The organism is Pseudomonas sp. TH08 (assembly GCF_016651275.1).
Lineage (GTDB): Bacteria > Pseudomonadota > Gammaproteobacteria > Pseudomonadales > Pseudomonadaceae > Aquipseudomonas.
Genome location: NZ_JAEKEE010000004.1, coordinates 890,440 through 914,475, shown reverse-complemented (window position 1 = coordinate 914,475; position 24,036 = coordinate 890,440). Strand labels below are relative to the sequence as shown.

Here is a 24,036-nt window from a genome sequence, read left to right as displayed (position 1 = left end):
ATTAATCGAATTTCAAAACCGAATATCAAGAGCGTTATGGTCTATGCAATCCCTATTTTGCAGGACTCGCCATGAAGCTATCCCGGTTCCTCCGCGGCGCGCTGACCGCTGCAGTGTTTACTTCCCCTCTTTCTTACGCCGCAGAGCCGGTGGTTCTGCATGTGGGTGATCAGAACTACTACAACATCCGCGCTTCCGTGGAAGCGTCCGGCGTATTGAAAGACGCGCCTTACACGGTCGACTGGAAACACTTCCAGGCAGCAGCACCGCTGGCCGAGGCGTTGCAAACCGGTTCGCTCGACCTGGGTTTTTTAGGCGATTCGGGGTTTCTGTTTCTGGCGGCAAAACAGGCGCCGGTGAAATTGATCGGCGTGTCACGCCAGAACCCCGACACCATCGCGTTGCTGGTGCCGAAGGACTCACCGGTAAAAACCATCGCCGACCTGAAGGGCAAGAAAGTCGCCTATTGGCCAGGCGCCTGGAGTCAGCAGTTGACCTTGCGCGCGTTGGAGCAGGGCGGTCTGCCGGAAAATTACGTCGACTTCGTCAAACTGATGCCGATCGATGCCGCCGCCGCGTTGCCGCAAGGCAGCATCGATGCGTTCCCGGTGTGGGAACCGTACATTTCCCAGCAGATCGTGTTCTCCGGTGCGCGACCGATTCTCACGGCAAAAAATCTGATGCCGGGGCTCAGCGCTATCGCAGCCTCCGCCCCGTCAATCGACAGTAAACGTCAAGCCATCGCCGATTTTCTCGGGCGTTTGAAGTTGGCGCGCGCTTGGGTCGACAGCCATACCGACGAGTACGCCGACCTGTGGGCGAAGAAGGCCAATCTCGATCAGCAGGTTTCGCGGCACTGGTTGCGCCAGGCGCACATGACCGTCGGGCCGGTCGATCAGCAAGCCGCCGCAGACCTGCAAAGCACTGCGGATTTCCTCTTCAAAGTCAAAGCGCTGCCGGCACCGCTGGCCACGGCGGGGATTATCGACAGCTCTTTTGAACAGGCGTTGGCTAACTGAACGAGCGCCGGAACCAAACCCTGTGTACCTTATCCAACCCCGGCTCGCAGATCCGGGCGCAGGGAGGGATAAGGGCGAAGGAGTTTTGCCAATCGACAACATGACCACAGTGGTCGGGCTCAAGGCAAAACATGACCTCCGGATTCAAACTTGTATGTGCAGCGGTGATTGCTCTCGGGCTGGCCGGCTGCATTGCTGCGCCGATTGAAATGACCGCGCAAACCGAAACCCGCCTCAAGGCGCAGGCGCCGGTGCGTTTCCTGCTGACCTTCGATGATGGCCCCAGTGCCTCGAGTTTCTGGAACCCTTCGGCGACGGTACTCGACAGCCTGAAGGACAACCCGCTGCAAGCGAACATAAAAGCGGTATTTTTCGTCCAGACCCGCGCGCCCCGCGCCGGCAACAGCGACATTGGGCGCAGCATCATGCGCCGCGAGCACGCTGAAGGGCATATCCTCGGTTTCCACACCGCGACCCACTGGCACACCAACCATCGCTCGCTTGATCCGCAGGAGCTCGAAGAGTCGTTGACCAATGGCACGGCTGATATCGCCGCCATTACCGGCGCTCAACCGACGTTGCTGCGACCGCCGTTCTGGAATTACGACAAGCGCACGTTCGCCGCCTATCAACAGCATGGCTTGCATGTGTTGCTTACGGATTTGAGTGCCAATGACGGCAAGATCTGGGGTTTCAATGCCAGCCCGCGTCGTCGGGCGAACCTGTTGCGTCAGCTATCGGTCGTGCGCGAAGAGATTGCGCTGGGGAAATTTCCCACGGTCGATGGCGTGATTCCGGTGGTGGTGACCTTTCACGACCTTAACCGTTACACCGCGCGACATACCCGTGAATACCTGCAAATCCTCCTCGACAGCGCTGCGACCACGGGCGTGAGGCTGGCGGACAAGCCGTTTTATGATGATCACGTGGCACTGGAGAAAGCCGCGCTGGCACGCACGGTTCAGCAGAGTTCGGAGGCAGTGGAGTTGCCGGGTATCTGGAACTGGGTCTGGGATCACGATGCCCACTGAGTAAGCGCGCGGAAGTTGTGAGCGAGTTGGCATTCTGGTGTCGAGCACGACACAAATAGCTCATCTATGCTCAACGGATCGATCGATTCACCGCCTGCGAGGCGTGCGCCCATGCTTGCCATTACCGACATTTGCCACATCGTCGAGTCCGGCTTTCCAGCGTTCAAATGCGACTGCATTGAGACGTCGCCAGGGCTGCTGCAGATCAAAGTCTACGAGCCCTGTAGCGGGCGCGTGGAATTGCTGCTGAATGGCGTTTCCCCGGAGCATCTCGTCACGATTCGTGACATTTCCAATTTTATCGGTGAGTTGCGCACCGAAATCAGTGCGGGGCGCAGGGCTTTCGCCGGCTGATTCCTTGCTGACCTTTTATAGACGCCGTTGAAACGCCTGGACGATCTGCAGCGTTGCCTCGCTGGTATTCAAATTCTGCACCGCGTCCAGCGGGTGCCAGATGCAATCGATGATCTCGTTTTGCGGGCGCAGGTCGTCAATATTCAGCACTGACGCTTCGAAGACGTGATGCCGCGTGCTGCCGGTTTGCAATTCCATCAAATACAACACATCGTCGGCATCCAACCCGGTTTCTTCCTGCAATTCGCGCACAGCCGCATGGGCGCGGGTTTCTCCAGGCTCGACTTTGCCGCCGGGCAATGTCCAGCGGCAGCGGGGTTTGCGTACCAGGAGAACATGGCGATCCTGTTCGCAAATGACGGTTGCACGTACTTTCATCTGTTACCTGGTTACCACGCGTCATAAAAATGTAATGAATTTGCAATATTCGAGCCGAGGCCGAATTCAAAGGTTCCGTCGGGACTTGGAGCATGTGCATGAGTGAAAAGTGCCTGCGCCTCGGCCCGTCGGGGGGCAGGGCAATACCTCGTTGGCACCTGATGGGGCTCCGGGTGTAAGGTAAAAGCGTGAAGCTGAACCCACCGTTAGCAAAAAGGAGGTGCCCATGAGCATTCCGATGCTGAACAAGATGCACATGAACGGCTATGACGTGCTCAGTGTGAACAACGGCCCGTGGCGTGTTTGCACGCAGGGTGACCGGCTCGCGTCGTTTGCCAACAGAGAGGAGGCGCTGGCGTATGCCGCAGCACTTCCCGGCTACAAAAAACGCTCGGCACGCGTGCAAAGTCACACGACACGCTGATTGAAGGTAACGAAAGAGCCCCGGGGATTGCCGGGGCTTCTTGTTTGCGGGCGGGGTCAGTTCGCGATCAGTGGACTTTGGTGCGACTGATCGCGCGTGCTTTCACTTCCTTTGCATAGAGCTGCAAGCGCTCTTCATCGCTTTGCAACACTTCGCAGGATCTCAATACAGTTTGCGCATCCGCTTCGTTGCCGGATTTGCGCAACTGCTCAGCGATACGTTTGAGGTCGACAGCCGACCAGCGTAAATCCGATGCGACGCTTTGCAGGTCGCGCTGAAGTTCGTGTTCGTATTCATTGAGCCGCATGATCACCTCCAGAACGTTCTCGGTAGAAAAGAGTAGTCGTATTTTGTGCCTGCGGGGCAAGGCTTGTCGGTGATTGGGCCGAGCGGTTGTGAAAAATTGTCCAAACATGCACAAAGGCGCAGCGCCACGATGGATGTGCACCCTGTTACACGTTACATTCGCTTTTTTTCAGAGCAGGGAAACACCATGCGGATGTGGATCGGTAGTTTGGCGTTGGTTATGTTGGCAGGGTGCTCGTTGCCAGCGTCACTGGTGCCGGGTGAGCCGAATGTCAGCAAGACCAGCGGCAAGGCACCCAAAGACTATGCCGCCTGTGTATTACCGTTGTGGCAGCAAGACGTTGCCAAGACTACGCAAACGTCAATCTCCAACGGTTATCGCATCACCGCGCCGAGCGTCATTACTGCCGACGAAATCCTCGATGTCGTCAAATACAAGGATGGCAGCCGGGTGTCGTTGTATCAGGGGCCGCCCTGGGCCAAGTCCGGCTCGTTGCGTAAATCGGTGCGCGACTGCCTGTAAGGCTGTTTTCAGGTACAAAAAAGCAGAAACCGCGGCAACGGTTTCTGCTTTTTTTATGCCCGCGGGCGGCGCTCAGTCAGAAATATCGGTCAGGGGGATGCTGCCAACGTTGCCTTTTTTCTCTCGCCGATCCTGAATCCAGTTTTCCACTTGCTGGCCGAATTCCGCGGGTGCCTTGCGCCCGACCTTTCTCGCAATGTCGAGGATGGTCTGTTGGGCAAGGGCTTCTTCCATGCGCTTTTGCGCCGTCATCATCGCGCCGTGAATCGAGCAGGTGCCTTCTATTGCCCACTCCGGCGGATTGCCCTCAAACAGGGCGCAACGCCCGCGGATGTCGCGGCATTCGAAAATGTTCTTGCGCCCGTCGATGGCGTTGACGATGTCGAGCAGGGTGATTTCATCGGCTGGCCGCGCCAGGCTAAAGCCGCCGCGTACGCCCTCACTGGCCACCACCAGTTTGCCCTTGGCCAGTTTGGTGAAAATCTTCGCCAGATATTCCACGGGAACACCTTGCAACTCCGCAAGATCGCGCACGCTGGCCTCGCGGCTGTCACCGCCGCTGCCTACCAGAAAGGCCAGGCAATGAATGCCGTATTCGACCCCAGCACTGTAAAGAGACATATCTAATTCCGACTGAATTTGTCGTAAATACTACCAGCCGTGACCTGAGTCGGCAATCTGCGGAAACAGTGGGAAATCTACCTGTATGCGGCTTTACGCCCTTTGTGCGTGCAATTTATCCAAGTTTTTCGCTCTGGATGTCATCGATAAATCCGATCAAACCTATCGGATAATCTGACTTGTGAGAATTATCTCCGATCAATACAGTCGGCGCTATTGAGTTGGCAGTGACTGACTCAAAACGAATTCGATTTTCTCTCTTTCAGTCGCTAGGCGTTTTCTGGAGCGTCACAATGAAGCAGCAAATTCTGGTTATCGGTGCAGGTTTTGGCGGTATGTGGTCGGCGTTGAGTGCGGCACGGCTGGTTGATCTTCAGGGCCGTGCAGACGTTGAGATCAGCGTTCTGGCGCCGCAGGCAGAGTTGCGCGTGCGTCCGCGCTTCTATGAGCCGAATGCTCATCAACTGGCAGCGCCGCTCCACGAACTGTTCGAAGTGGTCGGCGTTCACTTCATCAAAGGCGCCGCCGAGACCATTGACGTGGCGGCGAAAACCGTCGGTTACACCGATGCGTCGGGTCAGAAACAGACGTTCCACTACGACAAACTCGTTCTGGCCAGCGGCAGCGGTCTGGCCCAGTCGGGCACTCCAGGCGTTGCTCAGCACGCCTTCGATGTTGATCGCATAGAAGCGGCCATCCGTCTGGAGGCTCATTTGAAATCCCTGAAAGACCTGCCGCACAGCCAGGCGCGCAATACCGTGGTTGTAGCCGGTGGCGGATTTACCGGGATCGAAACGGCGACCGAACTGCCCGGACGTCTGCGCGAGATTTTCGCTGAGGGCGCTGATTTCAAGGTGATCGTCATTGATCGCGGACTGAAGATCGGCGCTTCGATGGGCGAAGAGATCAGCAAGTCCATCGTCGAGGCCAGCGAAGAGCTGGGTGTTGAATGGCGCCTGGGCGTTTCTGTGCAGTCGGTCGATGCCGGTGGCGTGACACTGTCGGACGGTCAGCGTATCGAAGCGAACACCGTGATCTGGACCACTGGCGTGCGCGCCAGCTCGCTCACTGAGCAGATTCCGGGCGAGCGCGATAAACAAGGTCGCCTGCACGTCGATGCGCACCTCAAAGTCATCGGCCAGGACGACATCTTCGCCACGGGCGACGTGGCGTACGCTGCCACCGACAGCCTCGGCAACTACGCACTGATGACCTGCCAGCACGCGATCTCGCTGGGTCGTTATGCGGGCAATAACGTCGCGGCGCAGCTGCTCGGCGTCGATCCGACGCCGTACAGCCAGCCGAAATACGTGACCTGTCTGGATCTCGGTGCCTGGGGTGCGGTGTACACCGAGGGTTGGGATCGTCAGGTGAAACTGGTCAGGCAGGAAGGCAAAACCCTGAAGACTCAGATCAACACCCAGTGGATTTATCCGCCAGCGGCTGATCGCGTGAGTGCGCTCGCGGCGGCGGATCCGATGATTCCTGTGGCGTAATTCAGGCTGTGCAGAACAATCCCGCTCATTCAGCGGGATTTTTTTGTCTGCGCAACAGACTGTTACCAAGCTTCTTGACGCATGTTTTTCAAGTTTGTCGCTGCGCTAGAAGGGCGCGGCGCTGACCCGGCCTTGTGCAGATCAGCGGCTGCAATGAGAAGTGACAGTTGTGCGTGGGCGGCTTTTTGAGTCGGCTAGGCTTCAGCACGCCAGCATTGGAAAGAGATGGGCGGGATGGATTGTTTCGATATCTGAAGGAGATGCGGATCATGGATGATCTGGTTAAAGAGGTGATTCCGCTATTGCAGTACTTGATTCCAGGGTTTCTATCGACCTGGATTTTTTACTCGCTCACAGCGTTCAGGCGACCGGATACATTTGGTCAGATTGTGCAGGCGTTGATTTTTACGTTTGTTATTCAAGGAACAGTGTCGGGGATCGGAGGAATATGTTTGTGGGTAGGGACCAAAGGCATCTCAGTTGGTCCGTGGAGTGCCAAGGCGGAAACACTGTGGGCTCTGGTTGTTTCAATCTCGCTCGGTCTGTTTTTCTGTCGCCTTGCCACCAGCGGCAAGTTGCACGGGTGGTTGCGTGGCAGAAATCTGACGAAACAATCTTCCTATCCCAGTGAGTGGTTCAGCACTTTCGCGCAGCATCATCGTCTGGTCACGCTGCATTTGACCGATGATAGGCGCCTTTTCGGCTGGCCCGCAGAGTGGCCTCCGGAGTCTGCCCAAGGTCAGTTTGTGATGCAAAACCCGAGGTGGTTGAAAAGTGATGGAACGGTGGCGTCTTTTGGCGCTGAGTATTTGGTGATAGATTCCGCGAGGGTCCAATGGGTTGAATTTAGCCCGCTATCAGAGGGTTCGACATGACTGCCAGAGCAACGCAACCAATGCCTCCCAACGTGGCGCGGCTTTTTGTCGGCCCGGACGGTAAGCCTTCACCAAGCCTGAAAGGCCCCAGCGCACCACCTCCAGCACCAAAGCGCTAACACGCCGGGCGCGCCGCTTTATAAGCGGCGCTTCATTGGCGCGGCAGTTATCCAGGATTAGTGGTCCGTTGTCGCACGCCCGCGGTCAAACCGTCTCCACCAGCCAATCGCGAAACGCCTTCAGCGAAGGCAGCGCTTCATTGCGCGGCGGATACACCAGGTAATAGCTGCGTCGGCTGGTGATCGGCTCGCCCAGTTGCAGCAACTCACCATTGAGTAATTCGTCCTCGACCAGAATGCGCGGCACCAGGCCCACGCCAATGTTGGCGCGCACGGCCTGAATCAAGTGCGAGGTCATTTCAAAGCTCGGGCCGATGCGCATGCTGCGATGCGGCAAGCCGTGATGGCTGAACCATTCGGCCCACGCCTGCGCATTGCTGCTGACATTGAGCAGCAGTTGCCCGGCAATCTGCTGCTCGGCGTCTTTGCGCTCGGCGGCCGACAATTGCGCACTGGCGATCACCACCAGTTCCTCGGTGTGCAGGGGCAGTGACGTCAGCCCCGGCCATTCACCGCCGCCGACGCAAATTGCCGCGTCGATTTCGCTGGTGTCGAAGTCGATGGCTTCGATGCGCGAATGCAGGTGTACGGTCATGCCCGGGTGCGCGGTGTAGAAATCCTTGAGGCGCGGCAGCAGCCACTTCGAACCAAAAGTCGGCAGCGTCGCCAAGCGCAAACTGTGAATGCCGGAACCGAACGCCATCGCTTGCAGGGTGGCACTGCGGATTTGCCCGAGTGCCTCAGCCAGTTCGCGCTGATACATGCGCCCGACATCGGTCAGCACGACTTTGCGCCCCTCGCGATTGAACAGGCGCATGCCAAGCATCTTCTCGAGAATCTGTACCTGACGGCTGACGGCGCTTTGTGTCAGCGACAGTTCGTGGGCGGCGCGGGTATAGCTTTCGTGGCGCGCGGCCGCCTCGAAGGCCAGTAATAACGACATGGAAGGGGTGAGCGTGCGCGGATTCATTCGGAAAAGTCATCAATAGCGGGTCGAATTTACGGTTGTCCCAATGTTCGCCAGCAATGAACATGGGCAGCATTAGATGGCGGAGCCTGACGCAATCATTCGTTGCGTACAACTGTTCACCGCCACATCGCCTGATTTTGACCTGAGATTCCCCGACCGATGATTGCCCAGCTGTCGCCCGCCACCGCACTGACCACCGATTATCAGCAGTTCCTCAAAGCCCTGAAGGCCAGCGGCTTTCGCGGTGAAATCAGCGCCGATTACGCCAGTCGCGTGGTGCTCGCAACCGATAACTCGATCTATCAACGCCTGCCGCAAGCGGCGGTGTTTCCCATGGATGCCGACGACGTCGCGCGGGTGGCACGGCTGATCGCTGAGCCTGCGTACCAACAGGTGGTGATCACCCCGCGCGGCGGCGGCACGGGCACCAATGGCCAATCGTTGACCGACGGCATCGTTGTCGACCTGTCGCGGCACATGAACCGCATTCTGGAGATCAACGTCGAGCAGCGCTGGGTGCGCGTGCAGGCCGGGGTGGTCAAGGATCAGCTCAATGCGGCGCTGAAGTCCGCCGGGCTGTTTTTCGCTCCGGAACTGTCGACCTCAAACCGCGCAACCGTCGGCGGCATGATCAATACCGACGCCAGCGGCCAGGGCAGTTGCACCTATGGCAAGACCCGCGACCATGTGCTTGAACTCGACATGATCCTGCGTGGCGGCGAGCGTCTGCACGGTCTGCCGCTTGAGGAAAGCGAACTGAGCGCACTGTGTGCCCGTGAAGATCGGGTCGGCGAAGTCTACCGTTGCGCGCGACAGATCATTGATGAGCAGGGCGAACTGATCAAGCAACGCTTTCCTGATCTGAACCGCTGCCTGACCGGTTACGACCTCGCGCATCTGCGCGAGGCCGACCGGCGCTTCAACCTCAACAGCGTGCTCTGCGGTGCGGAAGGTTCGCTGGGTTTTGTCGTCGAGGCGCGGCTCAATGTGCTGCCGATCCCCAAACACACGATGCTGGTGAACATCCGCTACGCCGGGTTCATGGACGCATTGCGCGATGCGCGGGCGCTGATGGCGCTCAAGCCGCTGTCGATCGAAACCGTCGACTCGAAAGTGTTGTTGCTGGCGATGCAGGACATCGTCTGGCACGGCGTCGCGGAGTATTTTCCGCAAAGTGCCGAGCGGCCGACCCTGGGCATCAACCTCGTCGAATTTTGCGGCGATGATCCAGAAGACCTGCAGCGTCGGGTCGAGTCGTTCATCAAGCACTTGAGCAGCGATCGAACCGTCGAGCGATTGGGCCACACGCTGGCAGTCGGGCAAGCGGCGGTGAGCAAGGTTTACGGTATGCGTAAACGCGCGGTCGGCCTGCTCGGCAACGTCGCCGGTGAAGCGCGGCCGCAACCGTTTGTCGAAGACACCGCTGTACCGCCGCAACACCTCGCGGAATACATCGCCGAGCTGCGCGATTTGCTCGACAGCCACGGCTTGCAGTACGGCATGTTCGGCCACGTCGATGCCGGCGTACTGCACGTGCGGCCGATTCTCGACATGAAAGACCCGCAGCAGGCGGCGCTGGTGCGCCCGGTGTCCGACGGCGTTGCCGCGTTGACCCAGCGCTATGGCGGCCTGCTCTGGGGCGAGCACGGTAAAGGTCTGCGTTCGGAGTACGCGCCGGCATTTTTCGGTGATCTTTACCCGGCGCTGCAAGCGCTGAAGGCCGCGTTTGACCCGTTCAATCAGTTCAATCCGGGCAAGATCGCTACCCCGGCCAACACCGATGCGAAGCTGCTGAAAATCGATGAAGTGACCCTGCGTGGTGAGCTGGATCGGCAGATCGACGAAAAAGTCTGGCAGGACTACGGCGCCGCCATGCATTGCAACGGCAATGGCGCCTGCTACAACTTTGATCCCGATGACGCGATGTGCCCGTCGTGGAAAGCCACGCGTGAACGCGCACAGTCGCCCAAGGGCCGCGCCTCGTTGATCCGTGAGTGGCTGCGGTTGCAGGGCGAGGCGGGTGTCGACGTGCTGTCGGAGGCGATTCGCAAGCCTGCGTTTTTCAGTACGTTGTGGCAGCGCTGGCGCAACACCCGCACGCAAACCGAAGACTTCTCCCATGAAGTGTATGACGCCATGGCCGGGTGTCTGGCGTGCAAATCCTGCGCGGGCCAGTGCCCGGTGAAGGTCAACGTGCCGGAGTTTCGTTCGCGCTTTCTCGAGCTGTATCACGGTCGTTATCTGCGCCCGGCGCGGGATTATCTGATTGCCTCGCTGGAATACAGCATTCCGTACATGGCGCGTATTCCGGCGCTGTATAACGGTTTGATGGGCGCGGCGCTGATTCGCGGCGTTCTGGAGCGCGTTGGTGGCATGGTCGATGTGCCCTTGCTCAGCCGTTTCGATTTCCATGCGGCGATGCGTCGTTGGCAGGTGCGGCCGGCGACGGTGGCGACCTTGTCGACGCTGACCCCGGCGCAACGCGAACGCAGCGTAGTGCTGGTGCAGGACGCGTTTACCCGCTACTTCGAAGCTCCGTTGCTGGCGGATCTGGTCGAGCTGATTGCGCGTCTCGGTTATCAGGTCTATCTGGCGCCGTTCAGCGCCAACGGCAAGCCGTTGCATGTGCAGGGCTTTCTCTCGGCATTCAACCGCGCGGCCCTGCGCAATGCCCGGCAGTTACGTGAATTGGCGGACATTGGCGTGCCTTTGCTCGGGCTCGATCCGGCGATGACCCTGGTGTATCGCCAGGAATACCTGAAAGTGCCGGGCATACAGCAATGCCCGGAAGTCGCGCTGGTGCAGGAGTGGTTACTCAACGTCATGCCGGAGCAGACACTTCAGGCCAAAACCGCGTCGTTCCGACTGCTCGCGCACTGCACCGAGAAAACCAACGCCCCGGCCGCCACTCGCCAATGGGAGCAGGTGTTCGACCGTGTCGGTTTGCAACTGGCGACCCAGGCCACCGGCTGCTGTGGCATGTCCGGCACTTACGGGCATGAGGCGCGCAACCGCGAAACGTCGGCGGTGATCTACGAGCAGTCGTGGGCGCGTCAGGTCGAGGCGCCGGCGGAGAAGGGCGAAGCACTGGCCACCGGTTATTCCTGCCGCAGCCAGGTCAAGCGCCAGTCGGATCAGGCACTGCGCCATCCGTTGCAGGTGTTGCTTGAGGTTCTTCGTCGCTGAGCGAGGTGTCGACGTCCTTGTCCCAGATCAGGCGTGGATCGAAGCTCATCGCCGCGAGCATGGTGAACACCACGACCAGGCCAAAGAACAGAATGCCCGGTCGCGGTTCGATATCGCCCAGCGCCTGAAACTTCACCAACGCTGCGACCAGTGCCACGACGAGGACGTCGAGCATCGACCAATAGCCGATCAACTCGACGAAACGGTACAGCTTCGAGCGTTCCTTGCGCGCCCAGGCGCTGTCGCGCTGTACGGTCGTCAGCAGCAGTGTCAGGGCGACGAACTTGATCCCCGGCACGGCGATGCTGGCGATGAAAATGATCAGCGCAATGTCCCAGGCGCCGCCTTCCCAGAACTCCAGCACGCCACTCATGATCGTGCTGTCGGCACCGCTGCCGAGCATGCTGGTGTTCATCACCGGCAGCAGATTGGCGGGTATGTAAAACGCCAGTGCGGCGAGCATGTAGGCCCAGGTGCGCGTCAGCGAGTTGGTCTTGCGCCGATGCAGCGGCGCATCACAGCGCGGGCATTGGTGCGGCTCGTCGGACATGTCGCAGGCCAGTCCGCAACTGTGGCACAGGCATAGATTGAGTTCGCTGGCAGTCGGTGGTCGCTTCATAGAATGTCCCAGAGGTCACGGATGTCGCGACCGGCAATGCGGATCATCATCAAGCTCAGCACGGCCAGTGCGAACAGGCCGATGCCGGGCAACACGTCGAGCAGGCCGGCAAGTTTGAACACCGCCACCATCGCCCCCAGCAGACACACTTCGAGCATGCTCCACGGCCGCAGGGTTTCCAGCCAGCGCATGCACAGTTTGAAGCCCGGTGCGCGTTGCGAGCGGAGGGCGAAACTCAGTACCCAGACCAGCAACACCAGTTGAAACGCCGGGGCAATGATGATCGAAATCGCCGCGACCATTGCCATGAACGTAATCGGCCCCTGACTCAACGCCAGCACCGAATCCCACAGTGTGGCGCTGTTTTTCAGGCCTTTGAGGCTGATGCTCATCACCGGATAGAAATTGGCGAACAGCCACAACATGGCCGCGGTGAAAGTCAGGGCCAGGCGTTGCTCCACCGTCAAACCGTTATAGCGCTGGAGCACACCGCCGCAGCGGGCGCAGAGGGTTTTCTGGTGTTTGGCCAGTACGACTTTTTCATACACACAGTCGCAATGCTCACAGATGATCAGGTGCTCGTTTGAAGTCATGGGCAACGCTCGACGCCAGGGCACAAGACCTGATCACTATAGACCTCGCTCTCTGAAGGAGCTGATGAAGGTTGCGATCTTTTGAAACAAGATCAAAAGATCGCAACCTTCGGCTGCTCCTGCATGGGTTTTGGGTGCGCGGAAGGAGTCGGTGAAGGCTTTGGAGCGTGTTGGAACGTCGCATTTGTAGTGAAAGTGACAGACTGCCAAGTCAACGCTGTAGGCGTTGCCGAAGGCCGCGATCTTTTGATCTTGTTTTTCCGCACAACAAAGTCAATAAATTACCGCCTTGGATAACTCTTACAGTAAAGCGGATTTTGTTGATGGTAAGTATTGATGAAGACAATAAGAACGTCGTCACGGATATGAGTAGACTCTCGGCCGTAAACATGGAATCCCTATTCTGTTTACTCCTTTGGTTTTGGCCGCCTGTTATCAGGCGGCCTTTTTTTCGCCCCGTTTTTAACGTTGTTATCAACTTGAGTCATATCGCAAAACGCAAACAGGCCGCCTGAGCGACCTGTTTAGTCCAACAATTCAATCAAGCCGTTTTAAGTTGCTCCATATGTTCGGCATACAGCGCCGCTTCTTCGGCCAGTGCCTTGCGCACCGAAGGGCGGGCGTCGACGCGGGCCTTCCACGCCATCAGGTTTTGCAGATGTTCGATCTGAGCGCCGGAGCGTTCGTGCCACCAGGTGGCGAAGACGTAGGCATCGGCCACGGTGAACTGTTCACCGGTCAGCCAGGTGCGCCCGTCGGCCAGGCTTGCGTCAAGTTGGGCATAGGCGCTGACGATCTTGTTGCGGGTCCACTGGGTGCCGTCTTCGGTCAGCAGTTTGCGCATCAGCGGGATGTGTTTCTGGGCGATTTCGGTAGCGACGAAGGTCAGCAACTGATCGACTTTGACCCGTTCCAGCGTGCCGCGCGCCGGGATCAGGCTCGACTCTGGATGCTGGTCGGCGAGGTAGGCGGTAATGACGATGGTTTCCGACAGGACATCGTTGAAGGTGTTGTCGAGCAGCAGGGCGGGCACGTATAGCAGCGGGTTCACCGCCGCGAAGTCATCGCCGCTGGAGGTAGTCCGGCCGAATACGTCGAAGTGCACCAGTTCCGGGGTCAGGCCCAGTTCGTTGGCGATGATCTGGACGGCTTGGGAGCAAGTCTGGTTGGCAATGTAGAGCTTCATGGCAATCACCTTTGGGAGAAAGTCGGGGGTCCTGAAGTGGACCGGCAAATCCAGTCTGCCCATGGTGGCTGAGGCGATAAATAGCGCAAAAGTTTATGCTCTGTAGCTTTTATGGAGACAATTAATCAGCGATGTCAATCGGTCCAACGACCCCGCTGTATCACGCATTCAGGCGTGATTGTCTCCTCTGGAGCTACTAAGAGTAGCGCCCCGTGTTGTTTATCCGACGGGGACGTCTCGGCCAACATTCGCTCAACGGCAAATGCCCACCGCAGAGACCACGGCGATGTTGACGAAACAGTTGATCAGCTCAGGCGCTTATCTGGAGAAATTCAGCGACGTTCCCCCGGAACTGTTGTGGACGCTGGAGCGGATAGGCCAATCGATGGAAGACACCCTGAATGCGCGCCCCGGCGAGGGCGACATCTGGGTCTTCGGTTACGGCTCGCTGATCTGGAACCCGATGCTCGAATTTGCCGAGCGCCAATTGGCCATCCTGCACGGTTGGCATCGCAGTTTCTGCCTGCGGATGATCGCCGGGCGCGCGACAGCGCAAACGCCGGGGCGGATGCTGGCCTTGCAGCGCGGCGGTGAGACCCACGGCGTGGCGTTCAAGATCACCCAGGCGGTGGCCCGCGACGAACTTATTTCACTGTGGATCCGCGAAATGCCCACCGGTGCCTACCGGCCGATCTGGACCGGCGTGCAACTGGCCGATGGTCGCGACGTGCTGGCGCTGGTGTTTGTTGCCGAGCCGGATCACCCGTTGTTCGAGGCGGATGCGCGGATCGAAACCATCGCCGGCAGTGTGGCACTTGCCGAAGGGCCGATGGGGACTAATGCAGATTATGTGCATCGACTGTGTTGCGCGCTCAGTGAGAGCGGGATTGTCGATGAATACATTGGCGCGTTATCGGCAGAACTCATGGATTGAAGTGACTCGGTAGTAAGAAGTTATGCAATGAACGTTTTATTGCAGGGATGCGTGCGTCTTGAAGTTGCAGTGGGTTAACAAGTTTTGAACATCATAAATAGTGTCAGGAGAAGTGAAATGGTCGCCAATCGTAAACGGCTTTTCGTCGCGCTAAGTGCGCTCTTAGTGGCCGGCGCGGCCGGCATGGTCGTCAACTACGGCGATCATTTCGAGCCGATAGCCAAAGCCCATGCCGACACCGCTCCAGCTGCCATGGCTGAGGTGGATGTTGCCACCGTAGTGTTCAAAACGATCAGTGAATGGCAAAGCTATTCCGGACGCCTGGAGGCGGTCGACAAGGTGGATATCCGGCCATTGGTGCCGGGCACCATAGTCGGCGTGTACTTCAAGGATGGCGCGCTGGTGAAGAAGGGCGATCTGCTGTTTACCCTCGATCAGCGTCCATATCTGGCGGAAGTCGATCGCGCCGCCGGACAATTGGCTGCCGCCGAATCCCGCGCCGGCTACACCGCCACTGATGCCAGTCGCGCGGCACGGCTGGTGGAACAGAACGCGATCGCCAAGCGTGATTTCGATGAGAAACAGAACGCTGCGCGCGAAGCCGTGGCCCAGGTGAAGGTGGCGAAGGCGGCGCTGGATGCCGCTCGGGTGAACCTGTCGTACACCGAGATCAAGGCACCGGTGGCCGGTCGGGTTTCCCGCGCAGAGCTGACGGTCGGCAACGTTGTATCGACCGGCGCAACGGCGCCGCTGCTGACCCGTCTGGTGTCTGTCTCGCCGATCTACGCCTCGTTCGATGTCGATGAGCAAACCTACCTGCGTTACCTCAATCAGGCGTCCGGCAGCCGCGCCCCCGTGTCCCTGGGGCTGGCCGATGAGGACGGCTATTCGCGTCAGGGCGCAGTGGATTCGATCGACAACCAGCTCGACACACAGTCCGGCACCATCCGCGTCCGCGCGCGTTTCGACAATGCCAACGGCGCGCTGCTGCCGGGCCTGTATGCGCGGATCAAGGTCGGTGGCGGCAAGCCGTTCGAGACCGTGCTGGTCGACGACTCGGCCATCGGCACCGATCAGGCGCGCAAGTTCGTGCTGGTGGTCGGCGCCCAGGATCGCGTCGAGTACCGCGAAGTGACGCTGGGCAACCTGCATGAAGGTCTGCGCATCGTCACGTCCGGCCTCAAGGCAGGAGACCGGGTGATCGTCAGCGGCGTACAGCGTGTACGCCCCAACGATGCCGTCCACGTCAATACCGTCGACATGGCCAGCGTCAATCGCGCTACCAAGCCTGCGGCTTAATTCGGGAATCGTCATGAACATCTCAAAATTCTTTATTGACCGGCCGATCTTCGCCGGCGTGCTGTCGGTGGTGATCGTGCTGGCCGGTTTGATCGCCCTGACCAAGCTGCCGACAGCCGAATACCCTGAAGTGGTACCACCCTCGGTGGTGGTGCGTGCCGAATACCCCGGCGCCAACCCGAAAGTCATAGCCGAAACCGTGGCTTCGCCGATTGAAGAACAGATCAATGGCGTCGAGGACATGCTTTACATGCAGTCGCTGGCCAACAGCGACGGCAAGATGACCACCACTGTGACGTTCAAGCTCGGCACCGATCCGGACAAGGCCCAGCAGTTCGTGCAGAACCGCGTGGCCCAGGCGCTGCCGCGCTTGCCGGAAGACGTGCAGCGCCTCGGTGTGACCACCATCAAGTCGTCGCCGACCCTGACCATGGGCGTGAGCATTCTTTCGCCGAATCAGCGTTATGACTTGACCTACTTGCGCAACTACGCGCTGATCAATGTCAAGGATCGCCTGGCGCGGATCCCGGGCGTCGGCGAAGTGGTGATGTGGGGCGCCGGCGATTATTCGATGCGCATCTGGCTCGATCCGCAGAAAGTCGCACACCTGAACATGACTGCGCTGGATGTGGTGAAAGCCATTCGCGAGCAGAACGTACAGGTCGCTGCCGGTATCGTCGGCGGTGCGCCGATGCTCACCGACGTGCCGATGCAACTGAGCGTCAACGCCCAGGGCCGGCTGAAAACCGAACAGGAATTTCGCGACATCATCCTCAAGACCAGCGCCGGCGCGGTGACGCATCTGTCGGACGTGGCACGGGTGGAAATGGCCGCCTCCGAATACACGCTGCGCGCCATGCTCGACAACAAACCTGCGGTGCAGATGATCATCTTCCAGCAGCCGGGCGCCAACTCGCTGCAGATCTCCGACGACGTGCGCAAGGTCATGGAGGAGATCAAACAGGATATGCCCGACGGTGTCGATTACGGCATCAAGTACGACCCGACCCAGTTTGTCCGCGACAGCATTCATGCGGTGATCCAGACCCTGCTCGAGGCCATCGCGCTGGTGGTGCTGGTGGTCATTGTGTTCCTGCAAACCTGGCGTGCGTCGCTGATCCCGCTGCTGGCGGTGCCGGTGTCGATCATTGGTACGTTCGCGCTGCTGCTGGGGTTCGGCTACACCATCAATGCCTTGTCGCTGTTCGGCATGGTGCTGGCCATTGGCATCGTGGTCGACGACGCGATCGTGGTGGTGGAGAACGTCGAGCGTAATATCGCTGCCGGTCTGTCGCCCCGCGATGCGACCTACAAAGCCATGCAGGAAGTCAGCGGGCCGATCATCGCAATCGCGCTGACGCTGGTGGCGGTGTTTGTGCCACTGGCCTTCATGTCCGGCCTCACCGGGCAGTTCTACCAGCAGTTCGCGATGACGATTGCGATCTCGACGGTGATTTCCGCGTTCAACTCGCTGACCCTGTCGCCGGCACTCGCGGCCATCCTGCTCAAGGGGCATGACGAGCCGAAAGATCGTCTGACGCGGATCATGGACACGCTGCTCGGCGGTTTCTTCAAGGTCTTCAATCGCGTGTTCAACCGTGGTTCGGACAATTACGGCAAAGGCGTGCGCCATGTGGTCAACCGCAAACTGGTGATGCTGGTGATCTACGGCGTGCTGCTCGGCGCAGCGGTGTGGATGGGCAAGATTGTGCCCGGCGGTTTTGTGCCGGGTCAGGACAAGGATTACGTGGTAGCAATCGCGCAACTGCCGAGCGGCGCGACCCTGGACCGTACCGAGAAAGTCGTGCGCGACATGGGCGATATCGCCCTGGCAATTCCGGGAGTGAAGAACCTGCCGCAGTTCCCGGGCTTGTCGGTCAGCCTGGCCAACTCGCCGAGCAGCGCCCTGGTGTTCCCGGTGCTGGAACCCTCGAAATACCGCAGCAAGGAGCAATCTGCCTCGGCAATCGTTGCCCAGTTGAATGCTAAATACGCCGGTATCAAGGACGCCGCGATTGCCGTGTTCCCGCCACCGCCAGTGGCGGGTCTGGGCACCGTCGGCGGCTTCAAACTGATGATCGAGGACCGTGGCGCGCTGGGTTACGAGGCGCTGAACAAGGCGACCCAGGACTTCCTCGCCGCAGCCACCAAGGCCCCGGAACTCGGCCCGGCGTTCTCGACCTTCCAGATCAACATGCCGCAACTCAATGTCGAGCTGGACCGGGTCAAGGCCAAGCAACTGGGTGTGTCGGTGACGGATGTGTTCGACACCCTGCAGATCTATCTGGGCTCGATGTACGTCAACGACTTCAACGCCTTCGGCCGCGTGTATCAGGTACGGGCTCAGGCCGATGCTCCGTTTCGTGCCACCGCCGAAAACATCGGCGTGCTGAAGACCCGCAACGACAAAGGCGAGATGGTGCCGCTGTCGTCGCTGATCAGAGTTACCACCACTTACGGCCCGGAAATGGTCGTGCGTTACAACGGCTTCACCGCTGCCGACATCAACGGTGGGCCGGCGCCAGGTTACTCGTCCGGTCAGGCGCAGGCAGCGGTCGACCGGATTGCCAAAGAGGTGTTCCCGCGCGGCATCAAGTACGAGTGGACCGACCTGACCTATCAGCAAGTGCTGACCGGTGATTCGGCGATGTGGGTGTTCCCGATCAGCGTGCTGCTGGTGTTCCTGGTGCTGGCGGCGCTGTACGAAAGCCTGACCTTGCCGCTGGCGATCATCCTGATCGTGCCGATGAGCATTCTCTCGGCGCTGGCCGGGGTGTGGCTGACCCATGGCGACAACAACATCTTCACCCAGATCGGCTTGATGGTGCTGGTGGGGCTGTCGGCGAAGAACGCGATCCTGATCGTCGAATTCGCCCGTGAACTGGAGATGCAGGGCCGCACCGTGGTGCAAGCCGCGATCGAGGCCAGTCGTCTGCGTCTGCGGCCGATTCTGATGACCTCCATCGCTTTCATCATGGGCGTGGTGCCGCTGGTGTTCTCCACCGGCGCCGGTGCCGAAATGCGCCAGGCCATGGGCATCGCGGTGTTCTTCGGCATGCTTGGCGTGACGCTATTCGGTCTGATGCTGACGCCGGTGTTCTACGTGCTGCTGCGCAAGCTTTCCGGTATCGAGCATCTGGTCGACAAGCACGGTAAGCATCCGCACCTGGGCGCCGACGCAACGGCCCACGATCACAGCGTTTTCACTCACGACGTTTCCACCACCCAGTCTTCGCAGCGCACGCCGCAAGCGGCGTACGAGAAGTAAGGAGAACGACATGAAAGTATTTGCCTTGAATCGTTTGCTGGTGGGCAGTGTCTGGCTCGCCGCTGTAATGGCCACCGCCGGTTGCTCGCTGGCGCCGACCTACCTCAAACCCAATGTGTCGATGCCACCGGCCTACAAGGAAGAGAAGACCCAGGAGCCGCGCACTGCGTTGTCCGCCGCCGAAGCGGGCTCGTGGAAAACTGCGCAGCCATCGGAGGAGATCGCTCGCGGTGAATGGTGGACGGTGTTCGGCGATCAGCAGTTGAACGACCTGCAGCAACAGGCCCGCGATGCCAACCAGAACCTGCTGGCGGCAGCGGCGCGTCTGAAAGAGGCGCGGGCATTGAATCAGGCGGAACGCTCACAACTGTTCCCGACGGTGGACGCCGGTTTCGGTCCGACCCGGCAACGGGTCTCGCCGGCCTCGCAATATGAATCCGACAGCGGCAAAGGTGCCAGCCAGACCTTGTGGCGCGCGCAGGCGGGAGTGTCTTACGAGGTCGACATGTTCGGCCGGGTGGCGTCGACGGTGGAGGCCGCCGACGCGGAAACCCAACGCAGCGAGGCGCTGTATCGTTCGGTGTTGTTGGCGTTACAGGCAGACCTGGCGCAGAACTACTTCACCTTGCGTCAACTCGATGCCGAAAACGAGGTTTACACCTCGACCGTGCAGTTGCGTGAGCAAGCGCTGAAACTGGTGCAGCAGCGGTATTCGATGGGCGACATCAGCGAGCTGGACGTGGCCCGGGCCGAGGCCGAACTGGCGACGTCGCGTTCCGATGCGATGACTGTGCAGCGTCTGCGCGCTGTGTCCGAGCACAGCCTGGCAGTGTTGTTGGGCAAGAGTCCGGCGGAGTTTTCCCTGGCGGCGAATCCGCTCACTCCAGTGACGCTGCGCATTCCTGCCGGGCTGCCGTCGTCGCTGCTGGAGCGGCGGCCGGACATCGCTGCGGCCGAGCGCGAAATGGCGGCAGCCAACGCGCGGATCGGCGTGGCGAAAGCGGCATTCTTTCCGTCGCTGACATTGACCGGCTCGGCCGGGTTCGAGTCGGGTTCGCTGAGCAATCTGTTCCGCTGGAGCAGCCGCACCTTCCTGCTCGGACCGCTGGCCGGCACCGCGCTGAACCTGCCGATCTTCGATGGTGGTCTGCGCAAGGGCAATCTGGCCAAGGCCAGCGCCGAGTATGAAGAGGACGTGGCCAATTATCGGCAGCAGGTGCTGGTGGCGTTCCGCGAAGTGGAAGACAACCTCTCCGACCTGCGGGTGCTGGAGGGGCAGACACAGACCCAGGCGCAAGCCGTGGACGCATCGACGCGTGCGGCAAAACTGGCACGGGCTCAGTACACCGAAGGTGATGTGATTTATCTGTCGGTGATCGACGCCGAACGTACGGCGCTGCAATCGCGTCGGGCTGCCGTGCAACTACAGGGCGCGCAGGCGGTGGCGACGGTCAATCTGATCCGCGCCCTGGGTGGTGGCTGGGGCAATGTCGGGGAGAAATCGATATGAAAACCGGTGCCGTCAATGTGATCGAAGTGCTGGCAGTCAGCGGCCAGTCGCAAGACTTGCGCGAGCCGATTGACCGGCTGCTGCAGACTTTGGGTGAGGTGCCGGGGTGTTTGTCCTATCAGGCGGTGCGCAGCCCGGCGGATGCCGACTTGTGGATCATCACTGGCTACTGGGAATCGGCGGCGGCGATGCAGGCACATTTCGCGCATCCGGCATTGAATGATCTGGAACGGCTGCTCGATTGTCGCGCGGTCAATCGCGTTGCGGCGAGCAGTTTCACCGCGAGTCATGTGTGAGGGGCGATGGCGATCAACGAGGAGAGTTTTCGTGGCGTCGATCTGAATCTGCTGGTGACGTTTGCGGTGCTGTTTCGTGAGCGCAATGTGTCGCGCACGGCTGCGTTGCTCAAGGTCGGGCAGCCCGCCGTGAGTGGCTCGCTGGCGCGGCTGCGGGCGCGGTTTGCCGATCCGTTGTTTGTACGCACGGGCCGGGGCGTACGCCCGACGGCCCGGGCCATTGAAGTCGCGGCGACGCTGTTACCGGCGATGCACACCATCGAATGCCTGATCACCCGTGGGAGCGGGCTTGCTCGCGAATGCGCTGTGTCAGGCGACGATGGTGTCAACTGACCCGGCCTCTTCGCGAGCAGGGCCGCACAGTGAATAGTTGTGAGGCTAGCGCAAGCGATCGGCGAGGTAATTGAGCACGGCGCGGGTTTTCGCCGGCATGCGATTGCCGAGGGGGATCAGCGCGTGCACCGGAGGGCCGGGAGAATCCACCGCCGGCAACACCGGCACCAGGCGCCCGCAATCGACATAGGGCTGGGCGACTTTGTTGAACAGCTGCGAAATGCCGAGGCCGACCACCGTCGCGTCGATCATTGCCTGACCGTCGGAAAGCACCAGCACCGGCGGCGGTGCCAGTTCGCGAAAGTGTTCGTTTTCGGTCAGCGACCACGGTCGCAGTTTGCCGCTGAAGCCACGGAAGATCACCGCATCGTGGTGCACCAGATCCGCTGCCGTCTCGATAGGTGCATGCCGGGCCAGATACTCCGGCGACGCGTACAGGCTCAACGTGGTGTTGCACAGCTTGCGCACGGTCATTTCGCTGTCCTGGGGCAGGGCGCCGGCACGCACGACGATGTCCCAGCCTTCGCCGACGGCATCGGACATGCGATCGGTCATCGACAGCTCAAGCGTGACCTGGGGGTAGCGGTGACGCAGCTCGGAAATGGTCGGCAGAAACAACTGGCGAAAGCCTGAAGGGATGTCCAGCCGCACGCGGCCGATCGGTTCCTCCTTGCGCGCTGCCAGCGCCTGGGCGGCGTCGCGCAAGCCATCGAGTGCGGCCTGCGCGGCCACCAGATAAGTCTCGCCGTCTTCTGTCAGGCGCACCGCGCGGGTGGTGCGTTGAAACAGCTTGGTACCCAAGCGTGATTCCAGGCGCTGAACGGCTTTGCCGACGTTGGATTTGCTGGTCGCCAGGTTCTCCGCTGCGCGGGTGAAGCTGCCGGTCTGGGCGACACCGACAAACGCGGCGATGTCGGGAAATGAAGTATCGGCACGTTCCATGATTGTCTCCCCTTGAGCGACTAAGCGTCTCGATTGGCGGAGTTTATCAATAGGTCGGCGTCATCAACAATGGCCTTTCAACGGCGGATCCGTGCACGGATCCGCCGGTTTTACACGTTGCATTCAAGCAGCGATTTTTTCTTCTGACACAGGATTTACTCATGACATCTGTCGCTCAACAGCGGGGCGAGCGCGACAAGCTGCTGATCCTCGCGGCCATCTGCCTGTCGGCACTGGTTCTTCCGTTAAGTTTTACCGGCGGCGCGGTGGCAACGCCCGCCATCGGCCGTGACCTGGGCGGCAGTCCTGTCGCCCTGACGTGGATCACCAACGCGTTCATGTTGTCGTTCGGCAGCCTGCTGATGGCAGCAGGGGCATTGGCTGACGTCTATGGTCGCAAGCGCCTGTTCACTTTCGGCATGCTGCTGTTCACCGCAGCCTCGCTTGCGCAAAGCCTGGCGCCGTCGGTGTTCTGGCTCGACGTGCTGCGCGCCGTTCAGGGTGTGGCGGGGGCTGCGGCGCTGGCCAGCGGTTCGGCGGCGTTGGCCCAGGAGTTCGAAGGCCATGCCAGAACCCGTGCGTACAGCATGCTGGGCACCACGTTCGGTATCGGCCTGGCGTTCGGCCCGTTGGTCGCCGGGGCATTGATCGAAGCATTCAACTGGCGAGCGATTTTCGTTTTCACCGCGTTGATCGGTGTGATCGCCATGGTCTTCGGTCTGCCACGCATGCGCGAAACCCGTGACCCGGACGCCACGGGGCTGGATTGGCCGGGCACCATCACCTTCAGCGCGATGCTGGCGCTGTTCACGTTCGGCGTGATCCAGGCCCCGGAAAGTGGATGGCGCAGCCCGCTGGTGGTCGGTCTGCTCGGTGCATCGGCATTGTTGCTGGCGCTGTTCGTGATGATCGAAATGCGCGTCAAACGGCCGATGCTCGACCTTACCCTGTTCCGTTTTCCGCGCTTCATCGGCGTGCAAATGCTGCCGATCGGCACCTGCTACTGCTACATCGTGCTGGTGGTGATGCTGCCGCTGCGCTTTATCGGGGTTGAGGGCTTGAGTGAAATCGACGCCGGTCTGCTGTTGCTCGCGCTGTCCGCACCGATGCTGGTGGTGCCGATGCTGGCGGCATCGATGACCCGGTTTGTCTCGGCAGGCATCCTGTCGGGGATCGGTTTTCTGATTGCCGCGCTGGGGCTGCACTGGCTGAGCCTGTACAACGTTGGCGAACCGAAATTCGCTCTGGTCATTCCGATGGTGTTGATCGGGGTTGGCGCCGGTCTGCCGTGGGGCTTGATGGATGGCTTGTCGGTCAGTGTGGTGCCGAAAGAGCGTGCGGGGATGGCGGCAGGAATTTTCAACACAGTGCGCGTGGCGGGAGAGGGGATTGCACTGGCAAGTGTCGCGGCGATTCTGGCTTCGCTGCTGCATACCGACCTGTCGAGCGCAGTGGCAGGCAGTGTCGATACGGCGCTGATTGCCGAGACTGCACACCGAGTCACCACGGGCGACATGGCCCATGCGATCAACGCGATTCCGGGGCTGGCCAACGAACGTCTGGTGGAAGGTTATGCCTCGGCGTTTCAGTACCTGCTGCACATCCTGACAGTGATCACCCTCGCTTCGGCGGCGGTGGTGCTGGGGCTGTTGAGCAGGGATCGGCCGGTTGCAGACCCGCAGCAAGCCACGGCATAAAACCCTCCCTCGGCCAATGGGAAGGGAACATCCTGTAGGAGCTGCGGCACGCTGCGA

The 24,036-nt window shown here is 60.1% G+C and carries 23 protein-coding genes; 15 read left to right on the top strand and 8 right to left on the bottom strand.

The window, feature by feature from the left end:
- Nucleotides 1-71 precede the first annotated feature (71 nt).
- From JFT91_RS21055 to JFT91_RS21045, 3 genes are all read left to right on the top strand, one after another.
- Entirely contained in the window at nt 72-1,019 is a 948-nt protein-coding gene (locus tag JFT91_RS21055; RefSeq protein WP_201233718.1) for an ABC transporter substrate-binding protein, read from the top strand.
- A 131-nt stretch (nt 1,020-1,150) separates the two neighbouring features.
- Nucleotides 1,151-2,050 carry a polysaccharide deacetylase family protein gene (locus tag JFT91_RS21050; RefSeq protein WP_201233717.1) on the top strand — a complete coding sequence of 300 codons (900 nt, stop codon included), beginning with the start codon at nt 1,151-1,153 and terminating at the stop codon, nt 2,048-2,050.
- A gap of 111 nt (nt 2,051-2,161) precedes the next feature.
- On the top strand, nt 2,162-2,404 hold the full coding sequence (locus JFT91_RS21045; protein WP_201202949.1) for a DUF1652 domain-containing protein: 243 nt from the start codon (nt 2,162-2,164) through the stop codon (nt 2,402-2,404).
- Between the two features lie 15 nt (nt 2,405-2,419).
- Here the strand turns inward: JFT91_RS21045 and JFT91_RS21040 are convergent, their stop codons facing one another.
- Nucleotides 2,420-2,782, bottom strand: coding sequence for an NUDIX hydrolase (locus JFT91_RS21040; RefSeq protein ID WP_201233716.1), 363 nt, complete (start codon nt 2,780-2,782; stop codon nt 2,420-2,422).
- A 226-nt stretch (nt 2,783-3,008) separates the two neighbouring features.
- Here JFT91_RS21040 and JFT91_RS21035 point away from each other — a divergent pair, with 226 nt between their 5' ends.
- Nucleotides 3,009-3,206, top strand: a complete 198-nt coding sequence (locus JFT91_RS21035; protein ID WP_201202953.1) for a DUF2188 domain-containing protein — start codon at nt 3,009-3,011, stop codon at nt 3,204-3,206.
- A gap of 67 nt (nt 3,207-3,273) precedes the next feature.
- Here JFT91_RS21035 and JFT91_RS21030 read toward each other — a convergent pair whose 3' ends face one another.
- Entirely contained in the window at nt 3,274-3,513 is a 240-nt protein-coding gene (locus JFT91_RS21030) for a hypothetical protein (RefSeq protein ID WP_008085812.1), read from the bottom strand.
- A 186-nt stretch (nt 3,514-3,699) separates the two neighbouring features.
- Here JFT91_RS21030 and JFT91_RS21025 point away from each other — a divergent pair, with 186 nt between their 5' ends.
- Entirely contained in the window at nt 3,700-4,035 is a 336-nt protein-coding gene (locus JFT91_RS21025) for a hypothetical protein (RefSeq protein WP_201202955.1), read from the top strand.
- 72 nt (nt 4,036-4,107) lie between these two features.
- Here the strand turns inward: JFT91_RS21025 and JFT91_RS21020 are convergent, their stop codons facing one another.
- A complete protein-coding gene (locus tag JFT91_RS21020) occupies nt 4,108-4,656 on the bottom strand; it encodes an RrF2 family transcriptional regulator (RefSeq protein WP_201202958.1) in 549 nt (182 codons plus the stop codon).
- Between the two features lie 293 nt (nt 4,657-4,949).
- On the opposite strand from JFT91_RS21020, the gene JFT91_RS21015 reads away from it, so the two are divergent.
- Entirely contained in the window at nt 4,950-6,152 is a 1,203-nt protein-coding gene (locus JFT91_RS21015; protein WP_201233715.1) for an NAD(P)/FAD-dependent oxidoreductase, read from the top strand.
- A 269-nt stretch (nt 6,153-6,421) separates the two neighbouring features.
- On the top strand, nt 6,422-7,027 hold the full coding sequence (locus tag JFT91_RS21010) for a DUF6338 family protein (protein WP_201233714.1): 606 nt from the start codon (nt 6,422-6,424) through the stop codon (nt 7,025-7,027).
- A gap of 204 nt (nt 7,028-7,231) precedes the next feature.
- Here the strand turns inward: JFT91_RS21010 and JFT91_RS21005 are convergent, their stop codons facing one another.
- Complete coding sequence (locus JFT91_RS21005) at nt 7,232-8,116, bottom strand: LysR substrate-binding domain-containing protein (protein ID WP_201233713.1); 885 nt, start codon at nt 8,114-8,116, stop codon at nt 7,232-7,234.
- A 159-nt stretch (nt 8,117-8,275) separates the two neighbouring features.
- On the opposite strand from JFT91_RS21005, the gene ydiJ reads away from it, so the two are divergent.
- Nucleotides 8,276-11,302 (top strand): D-2-hydroxyglutarate dehydrogenase YdiJ, encoded by a 3,027-nt coding sequence (gene ydiJ / locus JFT91_RS21000; RefSeq protein ID WP_201202964.1) that lies wholly within the window; start codon nt 8,276-8,278, stop codon nt 11,300-11,302.
- On the opposite strand, the gene JFT91_RS20995 is transcribed toward ydiJ, so the two are convergent.
- From JFT91_RS20995 to JFT91_RS20985, 3 genes are all read right to left on the bottom strand, one after another.
- Complete coding sequence (locus JFT91_RS20995) at nt 11,235-11,921, bottom strand: paraquat-inducible protein A (protein WP_201233712.1); 687 nt, start codon at nt 11,919-11,921, stop codon at nt 11,235-11,237. The genes ydiJ and JFT91_RS20995 overlap by 68 nt on opposite strands.
- Nucleotides 11,918-12,514, bottom strand: coding sequence for a paraquat-inducible protein A (locus JFT91_RS20990; protein WP_201233711.1), 597 nt, complete (start codon nt 12,512-12,514; stop codon nt 11,918-11,920). The genes JFT91_RS20995 and JFT91_RS20990 overlap by 4 nt, the downstream gene beginning before the upstream one ends.
- Before the next feature lie 541 nt (nt 12,515-13,055).
- Complete coding sequence (locus JFT91_RS20985; protein ID WP_201233710.1) at nt 13,056-13,700, bottom strand: glutathione binding-like protein; 645 nt, start codon at nt 13,698-13,700, stop codon at nt 13,056-13,058.
- Between the two features lie 286 nt (nt 13,701-13,986).
- Between JFT91_RS20985 and JFT91_RS20980 the strand changes: the two genes are divergently transcribed.
- The 6 genes from JFT91_RS20980 (at nt 13,987) to JFT91_RS20955 (ending at nt 21,340) form a co-directional block, all read left to right on the top strand.
- A complete protein-coding gene (locus tag JFT91_RS20980; protein ID WP_201233709.1) occupies nt 13,987-14,634 on the top strand; it encodes a gamma-glutamylcyclotransferase in 648 nt (215 codons plus the stop codon).
- 117 nt (nt 14,635-14,751) lie between these two features.
- The gene (locus JFT91_RS20975) at nt 14,752-15,933 is read left to right on the top strand and encodes an efflux RND transporter periplasmic adaptor subunit (protein WP_201233708.1); all 1,182 of its coding nucleotides are present in this window, start codon (nt 14,752-14,754) and stop codon (nt 15,931-15,933) included.
- Between the two features lie 13 nt (nt 15,934-15,946).
- Nucleotides 15,947-19,201 (top strand): efflux RND transporter permease subunit, encoded by a 3,255-nt coding sequence (locus tag JFT91_RS20970; protein WP_201233707.1) that lies wholly within the window; start codon nt 15,947-15,949, stop codon nt 19,199-19,201.
- Nucleotides 19,202-19,211: 10 nt separating this feature from the next.
- On the top strand, nt 19,212-20,711 hold the full coding sequence (locus JFT91_RS20965) for an efflux transporter outer membrane subunit (RefSeq protein ID WP_201233706.1): 1,500 nt from the start codon (nt 19,212-19,214) through the stop codon (nt 20,709-20,711).
- On the top strand, nt 20,708-21,007 hold the full coding sequence (locus tag JFT91_RS20960) for an antibiotic biosynthesis monooxygenase family protein (RefSeq protein WP_201233705.1): 300 nt from the start codon (nt 20,708-20,710) through the stop codon (nt 21,005-21,007). The genes JFT91_RS20965 and JFT91_RS20960 overlap by 4 nt, the downstream gene beginning before the upstream one ends.
- Before the next feature lie 6 nt (nt 21,008-21,013).
- A complete protein-coding gene (locus tag JFT91_RS20955; RefSeq protein ID WP_201233704.1) occupies nt 21,014-21,340 on the top strand; it encodes a LysR family transcriptional regulator in 327 nt (108 codons plus the stop codon).
- 45 nt (nt 21,341-21,385) lie between these two features.
- On the opposite strand, the gene JFT91_RS20950 is transcribed toward JFT91_RS20955, so the two are convergent.
- Nucleotides 21,386-22,282 carry a LysR family transcriptional regulator gene (locus JFT91_RS20950; RefSeq protein WP_201233703.1) on the bottom strand — a complete coding sequence of 299 codons (897 nt, stop codon included), beginning with the start codon at nt 22,280-22,282 and terminating at the stop codon, nt 21,386-21,388.
- A 161-nt stretch (nt 22,283-22,443) separates the two neighbouring features.
- On the opposite strand from JFT91_RS20950, the gene JFT91_RS20945 reads away from it, so the two are divergent.
- On the top strand, nt 22,444-23,979 hold the full coding sequence (locus JFT91_RS20945; RefSeq protein WP_201233702.1) for an MFS transporter: 1,536 nt from the start codon (nt 22,444-22,446) through the stop codon (nt 23,977-23,979).
- The last annotated feature ends 57 nt before the right edge of the window (nt 23,980-24,036 follow it).